This is a genomic window from Legionella sp. MW5194 (genome assembly GCF_016864235.1).
Taxonomy (GTDB): Bacteria; Pseudomonadota; Gammaproteobacteria; order Legionellales; family Legionellaceae; genus Legionella_C.
Window position 1 is genome coordinate 2,981,268 of the sequence record NZ_CP045732.1, and the last position, 16,233, is coordinate 2,997,500.

A 16,233-nucleotide genomic window follows, 5' to 3' on the forward strand; every position below is an offset into this window, starting at 1 on the left:
TCAGATTATTTCTTGTCTTTCGGTTTCTTGGTACCGTATTTTGAACGACCTTGTTTACGATCGTTGACACCAGAGGTATCCAGACTTCCGCGAACGGTATGATAGCGCACACCAGGCAAGTCTTTTACCCTACCGCCGCGAATTAATACAACAGAGTGTTCCTGCAGGTTATGGCCTTCGCCACCGATGTAGGAAGATACTTCATAACCATTGGTCAAGCGCACACGTGCTACCTTACGCATAGCTGAGTTTGGCTTTTTAGGGGTTGTAGTATATACACGAGTACATACACCTCGTCGTTGTGGACAGGATTGCAAAGCAGGGACCTTACTTTTCTCTTCGATGTCTCTGCGAGGCTTTCTTACTAACTGATTAATAGTAGCCATTTATTGTTAACTCCGAACTTTATCTCTTGTCTATATTTTGAATGCATAAGGAGGCCGGATTCTATATAGCTCCGGCAGATTTGTCAAGTTAAACCTGCCGGAGTTATATCAATCCCAGCTAATCATCATGATTGTCTGCGTTCAACGCTTCACTTAATGCATGCTCAACATCACTTGCAGTGACGGTATGTGCGGTATGCTCAGTACTTGCAGCTCTGGCACGTCTTGCCTTGCGGCCCTGGTGATAGGCATAGCCTGTTCCCGCAGGAATCAGTCGACCGACCATCACATTCTCTTTCAAACCACGAAGATCATCGACCTTGCCGCTAACAGCCGCTTCAGTAAGTACCCTTGTGGTTTCCTGGAATGACGCCGCTGAAATAAACGATTCTGTCGCCAGAGAAGCCTTGGTAATACCCAGCAATATGGGGGTACCATGGGCAGGCTGTTTGCCTTCAGCAACCAGTTTGTCGTTTTCATGCAGCATCACGCTTTCTTCAACATGCTCGCCTACCAGGAATTTCGAATCACCGGCAAACGTAATTACTCGTTTACGAAGCATTTGTCGAACAATGGTTTCGATATGCTTGTCGTTGATCTTTACCCCCTGCAGGCGGTAAACATCCTGAACTTCGTTAACGATGTAATTGGCCAGCGCCCCGACACCAAGCAAACGCAGTATATCGTGCGGATTAAGCGGACCTTCTGCGATCACTTCACCACGCTCAACATGCTCACCCTCAAACACCGAAATATGACGCCATTTTGGTATTAATTCTTCATGGAACTGATTTTCTGAAGCCGTAATAATCAGTCGACGTTTACCTTTGGTTTCTTTACCAAAGTTAACCAGTCCTGATGTTTCAGCCATCACCGCAGCATCTTTAGGTTTTCTGGCTTCAAACAAATCAGCCACACGCGGAAGACCCCCGGTAATATCACGCGTCTTGGAACGCTCCTGAGGAATACGGGCGATAACATCACCCACACCCACACTATTGCCGTCTTCAAAGTTAATGATTGCATCGACAGGAAGATAATACTGAGCGGGGACGTTGGTTCCTGCCAGATAGATGTCTTCACCGTCATCAGACACAAGCTTAACCATAGGACGCATGTCACGACCAGCAGAACTTCGTTGCTTGGCATCAATTACTACAATGTTACTCAGACCCGTTATTTCGTCGGTCTGACGATTCATGGTCATGCCTTCGATTAAGTCAATGAATTTCAGCTTACCGCTTACTTCGGAAATAACCGGGTGAGTATGCGGATCCCAGCTGGCAATAACCTGACCGGCCTCTACTGCCATGTTGTCATGAACAGTGAGTACAGAACCATAAGGTAATTTATAGCGCTCACGCTCACGGCCAAAGTCATCGACAATCGACACCTCTCCGGAACGCGATACAGCGACCAGGTTGCCATTTTCGTGAGTAACCGTCTTAATGTTATGCAGACGAATAACCCCTTTATTCTTAATCTGAATATTATTGGCAGCCGTTGCCCTGGATGCCGCACCCCCGATATGGAAAGTACGCATGGTTAACTGAGTACCGGGCTCACCGATGGATTGCGCGGCGATAATACCCACGGCTTCCCCGGTGTTCACCAGGTGACCACGCGCCAGATCGCGCCCATAACATTTGGCACACAAACCAAAACGGGTTTCACAGGTAATGGGTGAGCGAACCAGAATTTGATCGACGCCAAGCTTCTCAAGCTTTTCTACCCAGTCCTCATCCAGTAAAGTCCCGGCGGTTACAACCGCGTCTTCCTGATTGGGGATGTAAACATCAGTAGCAACCACACGCCCCAATACCCTTTCGTGCAAGGGTTCAACAATATCGCCGCCCTCAATAAGAGGCTGCATGAGAATGCCATTTTCGGTACCGCAATCATCCTGGGTTATCACCACATCCTGAGCGACATCCACCAGACGACGTGTCAGATAACCCGAGTTCGCTGTTTTTAGTGCAGTATCGGCCAAACCTTTACGGGCACCGTGAGTCGAGATGAAGTACTGGAATACGTTCAGTCCCTCTCGGAAGTTCGCTGTAATCGGCGTCTCAATAATGGAGCCGTCCGGAGCCGCCATCAATCCCCGCATACCAGCGAGCTGGCGAATCTGGGCCGCAGAACCCCTCGCCCCGGAGTCAGCCATCATAAAGATGGGGTTAAATGATTCCTGACGCGTTGTATTTCCAGCACGATCAACCACTTCTTCGGTCGCGATTTTGCTCATCATCGACTTGGCCACCATTTCATTGGTACGCGACCAGATATCGATGACCTTATTATAACGTTCACCATTGGTTACCAGACCAGAACGGAATTGCGATTCGATCTCACGCACTTCATTATCAGCCTGCTCAATAATGACGGCCTTGTCGTCTGGAATCTCCATGTCTTCAATACCAATCGATGCACCGGCACGCGTAGCGTATTTAAACCCGGTATACATCAGCTGGTCAGCGAAAATAACGGTTTCTTTCAGCCCAAATTTACGGTAGCAATGATCAACAACACGCGAAATGACTTTTTTAGTCATCGTACGATTGATTTGCGAGAACGCCATTCCTTTAGGCAGAATATCAGCCAGAATTGCACGGCCTACCGTGGTATCCACGAGATGAACACCGCGGTTACCACCGTTATCGCCGTCTTCATCATCTTTGGGCATGCGTACTTTAATTTTGGCATGAATGTCGATGTAGCCAGCCTCATAAAAATTCTGAGCCTCCTGGGCGCTGGCAAAAATTTTGCCCTCCCCTTTGGCATTGATGCGCTCGCGTGTCAGGTAATAAAGTCCGAGCACCACGTCCTGGCTGGGAACAATAATCGGCTCACCGCTCGCAGGAGACAGAATATTGTTAGTGGACATCATCAGCGACCGGGCTTCCAGTTGCGCTTCCAGGGTTAATGGAACGTGCACAGCCATCTGGTCCCCGTCGAAGTCTGCGTTATACGCGGTACATACTAACGGGTGAAGCTGGATCGCTTTTCCTTCAATTAACACGGGCTCAAAGGCCTGGATACCTAAACGGTGCAATGTCGGTGCACGGTTTAACAGAATGGGATGCTCGCGGATCACGTCATCCAGAATATCCCAAACAATTGGCTCTTCACGCTCGACCATTTTCTTGGCGGCTTTAATCGTGGTAGCAAGACCTCTGAATTCAAGTTTGCTGAAGATAAAGGGTTTGAACAGTTCCAGCGCCATTTTTTTCGGCAGACCGCACTGGTGCAAACGCAAGGTCGGACCGACTACAATCACGGAACGACCAGAATAGTCAACGCGCTTACCCAAAAGGTTCTGACGGAAACGACCCTGTTTCCCTTTAATCATGTCAGCCAGTGACTTTAATGGACGCTTGTTGGTCCCTGTAATCGCTCTGCCACGCCGGCCGTTATCCAGCAGCGCATCAACGGATTCCTGCAGCATACGCTTTTCGTTACGAACAATGATGTCCGGTGCGTTCAGATCCAGTAATCGCTTCAAGCGGTTGTTGCGGTTAATGACGCGACGGTATAAATCATTCAAATCGGATGTAGCAAATCGCCCGCCATCCAGAGGGACTAAGGGCCTTAAATCAGGAGGCAAGACGGGCAGGACATCCATAATCATCCATTCCGGTTTGTTACCGGACTCATAGAATGCCTCGATTAATTTTAAGCGCTTGGTGATTTTCTTGATTTTGGTTTCAGAATTGGTGGTAGGCAATTCTTCACGCAGAGTGCGTATTTCTTCTTCAAGATCAATCTGACGTAATAAGTCACGGATAGCTTCTGCACCCATGCGGGCATCGAATTCATCTCCGTATTGCTCCATCGCTTCCAGATACACTTCATCATTCAGCAATTGACCGCGTTCCAACTCGGTCATACCGGGATCGACCACGACAAACGCTTCAAAATAAAGAACGCGCTCAATATCACGCAGTGTCATATCCAGCAAAAGACCAATTCTGGACGGCAGTGATTTCAGGAACCAGATATGAGCCACTGGACTAGCCAGCTCAATGTGCCCCATACGTTCACGGCGGACCTTGGCCAATGCCAGTTCTACACCGCATTTTTCACAAATAACACCGCGGTGCTTGAGTCGTTTGTATTTACCGCACAAACATTCGTAATCTTTCACCGGACCAAATGTTTTTGCGCAGAATAAACCATCACGCTCCGGTTTAAATGTACGGTAATTAATGGTCTCGGGCTTTTTTACTTCCCCATAAGACCAGGATCGAATTAATTCAGGTGAAGCCAGAGCGATTTTAATCGCATCGAATTCTTCACTTTGCCCTTGTTGTTTGAGGATACCCAGCAAATCACTCATTACAGGTGCTTTTCTCATTGGGTCGCTGCTTAGATTAGCCAAGTCTATGCCTCCAAAAATGTGTTTATCAGAATTGATCGCTGAACGTGTTAGTCGTGGTTCAGTTCGATATCAATACCCAATGCTCTAATTTCCTTCAGTAATACATTGAAGGACTCAGGCATTCCAGGATCCATACGATGATCACCATCAACTATGTTTTTATATATCTTCGTTCGTCCTCCGACATCGTCTGATTTCACTGTTAACATTTCCTGCAACGTATAAGCCGCGCCATAAGCTTCCAATGCCCATACCTCCATCTCACCGAAACGCTGGCCTCCGAATTGAGCCTTACCGCCAAGTGGCTGCTGAGTAACCAGACTATACGACCCGGTGGAGCGGGCGTGCATTTTGTCGTCGACAAGGTGATTCAGTTTGAGCATGTACATGTAACCGACGGTGACGGGGTTATCAAATGTCTTGCCCGTACGTCCGTCAATCAGCATGGTTTTTCCATCAGCAGGCAATCCAGCGAGCTCAAGCATGGATTTAATTTCTGCTTCATTGGCGCCATCAAACACAGGTGTCGCCATGGGGACGCCGGCACGAAGGTTGTCAGCAAGAATAGCGACTTCGTTGTCGTCAAGTTTTTCGAGGTGAACACGTTGAACGCCATCATGATTGTAGATCTTGCCCAGGAATTCACGAATCTGCTTAACGGGCTTATTGCTGTCGACCAAATCGGCAATCCGCTGCCCCAAACCTTTGGCAGCAAGCCCTAAGTGCGTTTCCAGAACCTGACCAATGTTCATACGGGACGGTACGCCCAATGGGTTCAATACGATATCAACGGCAGTACCATCCGCCATGTAAGGCATGTCTTCCACGGGAACCACAATGGAAATAACCCCTTTATTACCGTGACGACCAGCCATCTTATCACCTGGCTGAATGCGACGCTTGACTGCGAGATACACTTTAACAATTTTTAGAACGCCGGGAGCCAAATCATCGCCCTGAATAATCTTTTTACGGCTATCGTTAAAGCGCTTTTCCATTTCTTTGCCAAGCAATTCAAGTTGTTTGGACAATTGCTCCAGTTGTTGGCTGATGACTTCGTCATCAACACGAACATCAAACCATTTGCTTCTGTCCACTTTCTCCAGATAGGATTCGGTGATTTTAGAGCCCGGCTTGATGCTGGATGGACCACCTGCTGCCGTTTTACCCAACAACAAATTATAAACGCGGTGATAAATGTCTTCTTCGCGGATACGTCGTTCATCGATAAGATCTTTACGGACGCGGGCCAGATGTTCTTCTTCAATACTCTTGGCACGCTCGTCTTTTTCCAGGCCATCCCGTGTAAACACTTGAACATCAATCACGGTTCCGTTCATGCCGGAAGGGACGCGTAAGGAAGAATCTTTTACATCAGACGCTTTCTCACCGAAAATGGCTCTTAAGAGTTTCTCTTCCGGTGTTAATTGTGTTTCGCCTTTTGGCGTGACTTTACCAACGAGAATATCGCCGGCGGATACTTCAGCACCAATGTATACCACGCCCGATTGATCGAGGTTGGCCAATGCTGATTCACCCACATTAGGGATGTCCGCGGTAATTTCTTCCGTTCCAAGTTTGGTATCGCGAGCGATACAGGTTAACTCTTCAATATGAATCGTGGTAAAGCGATCTTCCTGGACAATACGCTCTGAAATCAAAATCGAGTCTTCGAAGTTATAACCGTTCCAGGGCATGAAGGCGACCAGCAGGTTTTGTCCCAGTGCCAATTCACCCATGTCAGTACACGGACCATCAGCAAGAACATCACCCTTCTGAATGCGATCACCAGTATTGACAATGGGACGCTGATTAATACAGGTATCCTGGTTGGAGCGGAAATATTTCGTCAGGTTATAAATGTCTACCCCGGTTTCACCCGCGGTGGTTTCGTCATCGTTAACGCGGACAACGATACGAGATGCATCAACCAAATCAATCACACCACCACGTTTAGCAACCACAGAAACACCGGAATCAGAGGCCACTGTACGCTCCATTCCCGTACCTACCAGCGGCTTTTCAGAACGCAGTGTGGGTACCGCCTGACGTTGCATGTTAGATCCCATCAAGGCACGGTTCGCGTCATCATGCTCCAGGAAAGGAATCAGTGAGGCTGCCACGGATACGATCTGCTTGGGTGACACATCCATGTAGTTAATTTTATCCGGGGTCGTCAATGAGAATTCATTCTGATGACGGCAAGGAACCAAATCAGCAAGGATTTTGCCTTTTTCGTCTACTGCCACGCTGGATTGAGCAATGTATTGATCGACTTCTTCAATCGCCGACAGGTATTCAATTTCGTCCGTAACATGGCCATCGATTACTTTACGGCAAGGTGTTTCAATGAAACCGTAGTCGTTGGTGCGTGCGTAAACAGAGAGCGAATTGATCAGACCGATGTTTGGACCTTCAGGCGTTTCAATGGGGCAAACACGGCCATAATGGGTGGTGTGAACGTCGCGGACTTCAAATCCTGCGCGCTCACGGGTTAACCCGCCTGGGCCAAGGGCCGAAACACGGCGCTTGTGAGTCACTCCGGAAAGTGGGTTCACCTGATCCATAAACTGCGATAACTGGCTTGAACCAAAAAATTCTTTGATGGCAGCAGAAACAGGCTTGGCGTTAATCAAATCCTGAGGCATCAGGTTTTCAGATTCAACCAGGCTTAAACGCTCTTTGACCGCACGCTCAACACGAACCAGGCCCACACGGAACTGGTTTTCTGTCATTTCACCCACGCTGCGTACACGTCGGTTACCCAAATGATCAATATCGTCAACCATGCCAATACCGTTGCGAATATCAATCAATGTTTTGATAACTGCAAGAATATCCTCTTTCGTTAACGTACCTGGGCCCTGATCTTCTTTGCGTCCAACGCGTCGATTAAATTTCATACGGCCGACTGCGGATAAATCATAGCGATCTTCAGCGAAGAAAAGGTTTTTAAATAAGGCTTCCGCCGCTTCTTTTGTTGGCGGCTCGCCAGGACGCATCATGCGATAAATTTCAACCAGCGCTTCAAGTTGGCTGTTGGTGGGATCAATTTTTAAGGTGTCAGAGATATAAGAACCATGATCCAGATCATTGGTGTAGATCATTTCAAATGACAAAATGCCATGCTGAGCCAACTGATCCAACAATTCAGAGGTGACTTCATCATTGGCATTTGCCAACACTTCACCTGTTTCAGTATTAACAATGTTTCTGGCGAGTATTTTTCCGACCAGATAATCCTGCGGGACCACGAGATCCTGCATGTTACTCTTTTCCATCATTTTGATATGGCGGGCAGTAATACGGCGACCCTGCTCAACAATCAATTCACCCGTTTCAGGAACAGCAATATCAAAGGATGCAATTTCACCGCGCAGACGAGCAGGAATGAGATTGATGTGGAATTCACCATTACGCAGTTGGCAAACGGTCGATTCAAAAAATTCAGCGAGGATATCTTCAACTTCATACCCCAAGGCACGTAGTAAAATGCTGACTGGCAGTTTTCTACGGCGATCAATACGCACAAAAACACAGTCTTTGGGATCGAATTCAAAATCAAGCCATGAACCACGGTATGGGATAATACGGGCGGAATAAAGCAGCTTACCGGAAGAGTGCGTCTTTCCGCGGTCATGTTCAAATATAACCCCGGGCGAACGATGTAACTGCGAAACAACAACGCGTTCAGTACCATTCACAACGAAAGTACCAACGTCAGTCATTAAGGGAATTTCACCCATGAATACATCTTGTTCACGGATATCCTTGATGGGCTTTGGTTCACCAGCCGCATCTTTATCAAGGACAACAAGTCTGATTTTAACACGCAGAGGAGCTGAATACGTTAAACCACGTAATTTACACTCTCTCACGTCAAAGGCGGGTTCGCCCAATTTGTAACCCACGTATTCTAAGCGGGCATTACCAGAAAAACTTTCAATAGGAAATACGGATGAGAACGCTGCATGCAAACCTGTTTTCTGCTCTGAGTTGGCTTTAGAATCAGCTTCCAGAAAATCTCTATAGGACTTTAATTGAATGTCCAGGAGATTGGGAATCGCCATCTTGTCAGCTTGCCTGCCAAAGCTCTTACGGAATCGTTTCTTCTCAGCGTGAGAATAGTGTTGAGGTTTAGCTTCTGCAGTTGCCATGGTGGTTCCTCTGTAAATTATTGATCATCAAACACACAAACCCAGCCATGTAACCATGGCCGGGTTCTGAAATAGAGACGTATAATTATTACTTAACGTCAACAGTCGCGCCAGCTTCTTCCAGATCTTTCTTGATGCTAGCTGCTTCGTCTTTTGATACACCTTCTTTAACAGTGGCAGGTGCACCTTCAACCAGGTCTTTTGCTTCTTTCAAGCCTAAACCGGTGATGTTACGAATGACTTTAATGACGCCAACTTTGTTAGAGCCAAAGCTTGTCATAACCACGTCAAATTCTGTCTTTTCTTCAGCAGCAGCAGATGCACCAGCAGCAGCGGGGGCAGCGACAGCTACAGCAGCAGCGGCAGCAGAAACGCCAAATTTTTCTTCCATTGCCTCGATCAGCTCAACAACTTCCATTACGGTCATGTTAGAGATTGTTTCAAGGATCTCATTTTTTGATACAGCCATTACTAGCTCCTAATTAAATATAATCGATTATCGGAATTTTACTGTTCTTTTTTGTCTTTAATTGCAGCAACCGTTCTAACCAGTTTGGCATGCGGTTCAGCAAGTGTTCTGACAAATTTCTCAATAGGCGCTTTCATCACAAACATCAGTTTGGCTATTGCCTCGTCTTTCGTCGGCAAGCTGGCTACTGCATCTAACTGATCAGCGCCATAGACTTTACCGCCTACAGACAATGCCTTGATTTCAAGCTTGTCAAATGTTTTTACGAAATCCTTTAAAAGTCTTGCCGCGTCACTAGGTGCTTCAAGTGACAACGCGATAAATAAAGGACCAACCAATTTGTCGCTCAAGCAGGAAAAATCCGTGTTTTCAAATGCTCTACGGGTTAATGTATTTCTTACAACCCTTAGATAAACACCGGATTTGCGAGCCTGGCTACGCAATTGGGTCATTTGGTTTACAGTCAAACCACGATAATCAGCAACCACAGCTGAAATAGCCTTAGAAGCAACTGCATTTACTTCTTCGACAACAGCTTTCTTTGCAGCTAATGTTATCGTCACGTTAGTGACCTCCTAAGTTGTGCAAATCGTAATGATTTGACAGTTATGGTGGCCGTCTCAGAAAAATCTCTGTTCCGGTTCACCGTCTGCGCAGGGTAATTAAGCATTTCTGCACCTGCGGTCTTCGACGGCATGGAACGAGTCTATGCCGTGAATTCGAAATTCGGGTCAGATATATTACACAGGTAATGATGCAATATCAATAGGTAATCCAGGACCCATTGTGGTTGACAAGGTAATTTTCTTCAAATATACCCCTTTAGATGAAGCCGGTTTTGCCTTTTTCAAGTCAACCATTAACGCGGTGATGTTTTCAATGAGATCATCGGGAGTGAAATCAATTTTGCCAACAGTACAGTGAATAATACCGTTTTTATCGGTTCGATAACGCACCTGCCCTGATTTAGCATCGGAAACGGCTGCTTCCACATTTGTTGTAACCGTACCGACTTTGGGGTTAGGCATCAGCCCGCGTGGACCGAGAATTTGACCTAATTGACCCACAATGCGCATGGCATCCGGTGTGGCAATGACCACATCAAAGTCGAGCTCACCCGCCTTGATTTTGTCTGCCAAATCTTCGAAACCAACCAGATCCGCACCTGCATTCTTAGCTTTGGTTGCATTGTCACCTTGTGCAAACACTGCAACACGAACGGTTTTACCCGTACCTTTTGGCAGATTGGTTGATGTTCTAACGACTTGATCGGATTTTCTTGGATCGACGCCAAGATTAACGCTGATATCCACGCTTTCTCTGAATTTGCTGCTTGCAAATTCTTTCAGAATCTCAATGGCTTCAGCCGGATTATACAAATAATTGGTTTTAACCTTTTCACGAATTTTCTGTTGTTTTTTACTTAAACTTGCCATGGTAGTGCCCCTTATTATCAACCTTCAACTTCGATTCCCATGCTACGGGCAGTTCCAGCAATGGTGCGCACCGCTGCATCTAAACTTCCGGCAGTTAAATCGGGTTCTTTTGTTTTGGCAATTTCTTCGAGCTGAGCCCGTTTCAATGTTGCCACCTTTTTTGTATTGGGGTTACTACTACCGCTTTGCAGACCCGCTGTCTTTTTCAATAAGACAGAAGCTGGGGGCGTTTTAGTAATAAAGGTGAAACTGCGATCACTGTAGACAGTAATAACAACAGGGATAGGTAAACCTTGTTCCAAACTCTGTGTTGCCGCATTAAAGGCTTTACAGAATTCCATAATGTTTACGCCGCGCTGACCCAAAGCAGGACCTACTGGTGGACTGGGATTAGCCTTTCCTGCCGGGATCTGTAACTTGACATAACCTTCTACTTTTTTAGCCATGATGACTCCTTATGGGTATAACGCCAATGTCTGATTTGGCAATCAGTGTTTGGCTTCCCGTTACTAACAAAATCAGGTCTTCTCAACCTGACTAAACTCCAACTCAACAGGAGTGGAGCGACCAAAAATGAGAACAGCAACACGCAAACGGCTCTTCTCATAATTGACCTCTTCGACAACGCCGTTAAAGTCAACGAAAGGACCTTCCTTCACTCTAACCACTTCGCCTGGTTCAAACAGAATTTTAGGTTTAGGCTTGGTAACACCATCCTCAACACGCTGTAGAATAGCACGCGCTTCTTTATCGCTAATGGGGGTAGGCGTCTGGCTTGTGCCGCCAATAAAGCCGAGCACGCGTGGAATAGCTCTGATCATATGCCATGTGGCATCATCCATCACCATGTTGACAAGAACATATCCAGGGAAAAATTTACGGGTGCTTTTACGCTTTTGACCCGCTCTCATTTCAACCACTTCCTCAGAGGGGACCACCACTTCGCCTATTTTATCCTGTAGATGGTGGTGCTCTGCTCGCGACTTAATTTCGCGCATTACAAAATTTTCATAGCCCGAGTAGGCATGAACAACATACCACTGCTTTGATTTCTGTTCTTCAACCTTGTTCTGTTCTTCCACCTTAATCTCAACCTAAATGTGTTATTTTAGCAATGACCCACATCATTGCAGAATCAACGCCCCACAAGATAAAACCTGTCACAGCGACCATGATCATAACAATGGAAGTAGTCTGTACGGTTTCTTGACGGGAGGGCCAAACCACTTTTTGTAGTTCTACTTTGGCTTCGTTTGCAAACTCAAAAACCTGCTGCCCTTTGTTGGTAAAGAATGCAAGTATAGCACAACCGACCAGCCAACCGATCCATATAATTATTTTAACTGGCGCGGAATAGGAATAATAATAAGTAACAAAAAAAGCACCCGCAGTTAGTGACAGTATCCCTAACCACAAGATTGCTTCTTTGAATGTAAATCTTGAATTTGATGAATTAGTCATATGTATTCTGTTAGTTGGCAGGCCAGGAGGGAATCGAACCCCCAACCTGCGGTTTTGGAGACCGCCACTCTGCCAATTGAGCTACTGGCCTAACTTAACATGTCGGGTGCAAACCGTGTTTGCACCCAAACCATCCATTACTCGATGATTTTAGCAACAACACCCGCACCTACGGTACGGCCACCTTCACGAATCGCGAAACGCAGACCTTCGTCCATCGCGATGGGTGAATGAAGATTTACGGTCATCTGGACGTTGTCTCCAGGCATAACCATCTCAACACCTTGCGGCAGATCACAGGAACCGGTTACGTCAGTTGTTCGGAAATAGAACTGTGGACGATAGCCGTTGAAAAATGGCGTATGGCGACCACCTTCATCTTTTGACAGAACGTAAACTTCTGCTTCAAACTTGGTGTGCGGCTTGATCGTGCCTGGCTTCGCCAGCACCTGACCACGCTCCACTTCATCACGCTTCGTACCACGTAACAGCACGCCCACGTTGTCGCCTGCTCGCCCTTCGTCAAGCAACTTACGGAACATCTCAACGCCAGTGCACGTTGTCTTCTGAGTATCACGAATACCCACAATTTCAACTTCTTCACCGACTTTAACAATACCGCTCTCTACACGTCCAGTCACTACTGTACCGCGACCAGAAATAGAGAATACGTCTTCAATCGGCAACAGGAACGGCTTGTCAATGTTACGCACAGGCTCGGGAATGTAGGAGTCCATTGTCTCAACCAGTTTAACAATCGCTGGCACTCCAATCTCGCTGGTATCGCCTTCTAATGCTTTTAATGCAGAACCAACAACAATAGGAATATCATCACCGGGGAATTCATAACTGCTCAGAAGGTCGCGCACTTCCATCTCAACCAGCTCTAATAACTCAGGATCGTCAACCATGTCGGCTTTGTTCATGAACACAACAATGTACGGTACACCAACCTGACGAGACAACAGAATGTGTTCGCGTGTTTGAGGCATCGGACCATCCGCAGCGGAAACCACCAGTATCGCTCCATCCATCTGAGCAGCACCCGTAATCATGTTCTTCACATAATCCGCGTGTCCTGGGCAGTCAACGTGGGCATAGTGTCGGTTCGTGGATTCATATTCTACGTGCGCCGTAGATATCGTAATCCCTCGCTCTCTTTCTTCCGGTGCAGCATCGATCTGGTCGTATGCTTTTGCCGTGCCGCCATGCAGGCCTGCCATAATCGTTGTAATCGCTGCCGTCAGCGTTGTCTTTCCATGGTCTACGTGACCAATCGTTCCAACGTTTACGTGTGGCTTCTTACGCTCAAACTTTTCCTTCGCCATCGGAAAATCTCCCCTAATAAATGATCATAATTTTGGTGCCCACAACTGGACTCGAACCAGCGACCTCTTCCTTACCAAGGAAGTGCTCTACCGCCTGAGCTATGTGGGCCTTAAGCATCAGACACAATACATCCATGAGAAAATTAAATACTTGGAGCGGGTGATGGGAATCGAACCCACGCTATCAGCTTGGAAGGCTGAAGTTCTACCATTGAACTACACCCGCGTGCCTTTCTTTTTCTCAACTGGTGGAGGGGGAAGGATTCGAACCTTCGAAGGCTGAGCCGTCAGATTTACAGTCTGATCCCTTTGACCGCTCGGGAACCCCTCCAAAAAAAACGCCATTTTCTTTCAGGAAATGACTAAAGTCAAGTGCTTTAGCGCATGGGATTAGACTAAGTGGTGCTGGCACCAGGAATCGAACCCGGGACCTACTGATTACAAGTCAGTTGCTCTACCAACTGAGCTACGCCAGCATTACTCGCTTCTAATGTAGACTATCCTCGTCTACTGTGTGCCACATACAATGGTCTTGTTTTCTAAATAAAGCCCTGGCGATGACCTACTTTCACATGAGGAAGCCTCACACTATCATCGGCGCGAGTCTGTTTCACTTCTGAGTTCGAGATGGATTCAGGTGGTTCCAAACTGCTATGGTCGCCAGGAAAACGATTTAAGCGTCATGGTTGTCTCTGTGTTAACGGAGATGGCCATGAGGCCGGTAAAAAATAGAGTCACATTCATGTTATCCACATAACCTGAAGCGCATCAGGTTATATGGTCAAGACAATCAGCCAATTAGTACGAGTTAGCTTCACGCATTACTGCGCTTCCACACCTCGCCTATCAACGTCGTAGTCTTCAACGGGCTTCATGGGAAAACTCATCTTGAGGGAGGCTTCCCGCTTAGATGCTTTCAGCGGTTATCCCGTCCGAACTTAGCTACCCGGCAATGCCACTGGCGTGACAACCGGTACACCAGAGGTTCGTCCACTCCGGTCCTCTCGTACTAGGAGCAGCTCCTCTCAATTTTCCTACGCCCACGGCAGATAGGGACCGAACTGTCTCACGACGTTCTAAACCCAGCTCGCGTACCACTTTAAATGGCGAACAGCCATACCCTTGGGACCTGCTTCAGCCCCAGGATGTGATGAGCCGACATCGAGGTGCCAAACACCGCCGTCGATATGAACTCTTGGGCGGTATCAGCCTGTTATCCCCGGAGTACCTTTTATCCGTTGAGCGATGGCCCTTCCATACAGAACCACCGGATCACTAAGACCTACTTTCGTACCTGCTCGAGCCGTCACTCTCGCAGTCAAGCACCCTTTTGCCTTTACACTCTTGGTACGATGTCCGACCGTACCGAGGGTACCTTTGTGCTCCTCCGTTACTCTTTGGGAGGAGACCGCCCCAGTCAAACTACCCATCATACACTGTCCTCATCCAGGATTACTGGACCAAGTTAGAACCTCAATAATAACAGGGTGGTATTTCAAGGTCGGCTCCATGCGAACTGGCGTCCGCACTTCTTAGCCTCCCACCTATCCTACACAGTTATCATCAAAATCCAGTGCAAAACTATAGTAAAGGTTCACGGGGTCTTTCCGTCTAGCCGCGGGTACACTGCATCTTCACAGCGATTTCAATTTCACTGAGTCTCGGGTGGAGACAGTGTGGCCATCGTTACGCCATTCGTGCAGGTCGGAACTTACCCGACAAGGAATTTCGCTACCTTAGGACCGTTATAGTTACGGCCGCCGTTTACCGGGGCTTCGATCAAGAGCTTCTCCGAAGATAACCCCATCAATTAACCTTCCGGCACCGGGCAGGCGTCACACCCTATACGTCTTCTTACGAATTTGCAGAGTGCTGTGTTTTTAATAAACAGTCGCAGCCACCTGGTCTCTGCGGCCCTCAACAGCTTTGTTGCGCAGGCAACTAACCATCAAGGGCGTACCTTCTCCCGAAGTTACGGTACCATTTTGCCTAGTTCCTTCACCCGAGTTCTCTCAAGCGCCTTAGTATTCTCTACCTGTCCACCTGTGTCGGTTTGCGGTACGGTTTCCTATAAGTTATGGCTAGCAGCTTTTCCTGGAAGCCTGGCATCAATGACTTCTCTGTACCCCGAAGGGTCAGAACCACTTCGCACCTCCGTGTTAACAAGAGACCGGATTTGCCAAGTCTCTCCACCTACGTGCAAGTACCGGGACAACCAACGCCCGGCTCACCTAGCCTTCTTCGTCCCCACATCACCACTTATAGAAAGTCCAGGAATATTAACCTGGTTCCCATCGACTACGCCTTTCAGCCTCGCCTTAGGGGCCGACTCACCCTGCTCCGATTAACGTCGTGCAGGAAACCTGGGACTTCCGGCGTGAGGGTTTTTCACCCTCATTATCGTTACTCATGTCAGCATTCGCACTTCTGATACCTCCAGCCCACTTCTCAATGAACCTTCATCAGCTTACAGAACGCTCCCCTACCACGTGCACTAAGTGCACATCCGCAGCTTCGGTGTATGATTTTAGCCCCGTTACATCTTCCGCGCAGGCCGACTCGACCAGTGAGCTATTACGCTTTCTTTAAAGGGTGGCTGCTTCTAAGCCAACCTCCTG

Annotated in this window: 10 protein-coding genes, 5 tRNA genes and 2 rRNA genes (1 of these 17 cut by a window edge); all 17 read right to left on the minus strand. The window is 47.5% G+C overall.

Annotated features, from left to right (window positions below):
• Positions 1-5: 5 nt before the first annotated feature.
• Positions 6-386, minus strand: coding sequence for a 30S ribosomal protein S12 (gene rpsL / locus GH742_RS13830; RefSeq protein WP_058526626.1), 381 nt, complete (start codon positions 384-386; stop codon positions 6-8).
• 118 nt (positions 387-504) lie between these two features.
• Positions 505-4,722, minus strand: coding sequence for a DNA-directed RNA polymerase subunit beta' (rpoC, locus tag GH742_RS13835; protein WP_203455446.1), 4,218 nt, complete (start codon positions 4,720-4,722; stop codon positions 505-507).
• A gap of 89 nt (positions 4,723-4,811) precedes the next feature.
• Positions 4,812-8,921, minus strand: a complete 4,110-nt coding sequence (rpoB, locus tag GH742_RS13840) for a DNA-directed RNA polymerase subunit beta (protein WP_203455447.1) — start codon at positions 8,919-8,921, stop codon at positions 4,812-4,814.
• Positions 8,922-9,009: 88 nt separating this feature from the next.
• The gene (gene rplL / locus GH742_RS13845) at positions 9,010-9,390 is read right to left on the minus strand and encodes a 50S ribosomal protein L7/L12 (RefSeq protein ID WP_058526629.1); all 381 of its coding nucleotides are present in this window, start codon (positions 9,388-9,390) and stop codon (positions 9,010-9,012) included.
• A 38-nt stretch (positions 9,391-9,428) separates the two neighbouring features.
• Entirely contained in the window at positions 9,429-9,953 is a 525-nt protein-coding gene (gene rplJ, locus GH742_RS13850; protein WP_203455448.1) for a 50S ribosomal protein L10, read from the minus strand.
• 177 nt (positions 9,954-10,130) lie between these two features.
• On the minus strand, positions 10,131-10,826 hold the full coding sequence (gene rplA / locus GH742_RS13855) for a 50S ribosomal protein L1 (RefSeq protein WP_203455449.1): 696 nt from the start codon (positions 10,824-10,826) through the stop codon (positions 10,131-10,133).
• A 17-nt stretch (positions 10,827-10,843) separates the two neighbouring features.
• Positions 10,844-11,272: a 50S ribosomal protein L11 gene (gene rplK / locus GH742_RS13860; RefSeq protein ID WP_203455450.1), complete on the minus strand. Its 429-nt coding sequence runs from the start codon at positions 11,270-11,272 to the stop codon at positions 10,844-10,846.
• Between the two features lie 72 nt (positions 11,273-11,344).
• On the minus strand, positions 11,345-11,824 hold the full coding sequence (nusG, locus tag GH742_RS13865; protein WP_304607801.1) for a transcription termination/antitermination protein NusG: 480 nt from the start codon (positions 11,822-11,824) through the stop codon (positions 11,345-11,347).
• Between the two features lie 91 nt (positions 11,825-11,915).
• A complete protein-coding gene (gene secE / locus GH742_RS13870; RefSeq protein ID WP_203455452.1) occupies positions 11,916-12,287 on the minus strand; it encodes a preprotein translocase subunit SecE in 372 nt (123 codons plus the stop codon).
• 15 nt (positions 12,288-12,302) lie between these two features.
• A tRNA-Trp gene (locus GH742_RS13875) sits at positions 12,303-12,378 on the minus strand.
• A 46-nt stretch (positions 12,379-12,424) separates the two neighbouring features.
• Positions 12,425-13,615 carry an elongation factor Tu gene (gene tuf, locus GH742_RS13880; RefSeq protein ID WP_108294347.1) on the minus strand — a complete coding sequence of 397 codons (1,191 nt, stop codon included), beginning with the start codon at positions 13,613-13,615 and terminating at the stop codon, positions 12,425-12,427.
• Positions 13,616-13,648: 33 nt separating this feature from the next.
• A tRNA-Thr gene (locus GH742_RS13885) sits at positions 13,649-13,724 on the minus strand.
• A gap of 43 nt (positions 13,725-13,767) precedes the next feature.
• A tRNA-Gly gene (locus GH742_RS13890) sits at positions 13,768-13,841 on the minus strand.
• Positions 13,842-13,861: 20 nt separating this feature from the next.
• A tRNA-Tyr gene (locus GH742_RS13895) sits at positions 13,862-13,946 on the minus strand.
• 69 nt (positions 13,947-14,015) lie between these two features.
• Positions 14,016-14,091, minus strand: a tRNA-Thr gene (locus tag GH742_RS13900).
• Between the two features lie 73 nt (positions 14,092-14,164).
• A 5S ribosomal RNA gene (gene rrf / locus GH742_RS13905) occupies positions 14,165-14,280 on the minus strand.
• A 112-nt stretch (positions 14,281-14,392) separates the two neighbouring features.
• Positions 14,393-16,233, minus strand: a 23S ribosomal RNA gene (locus tag GH742_RS13910); it runs 1,054 nt beyond the window's last position.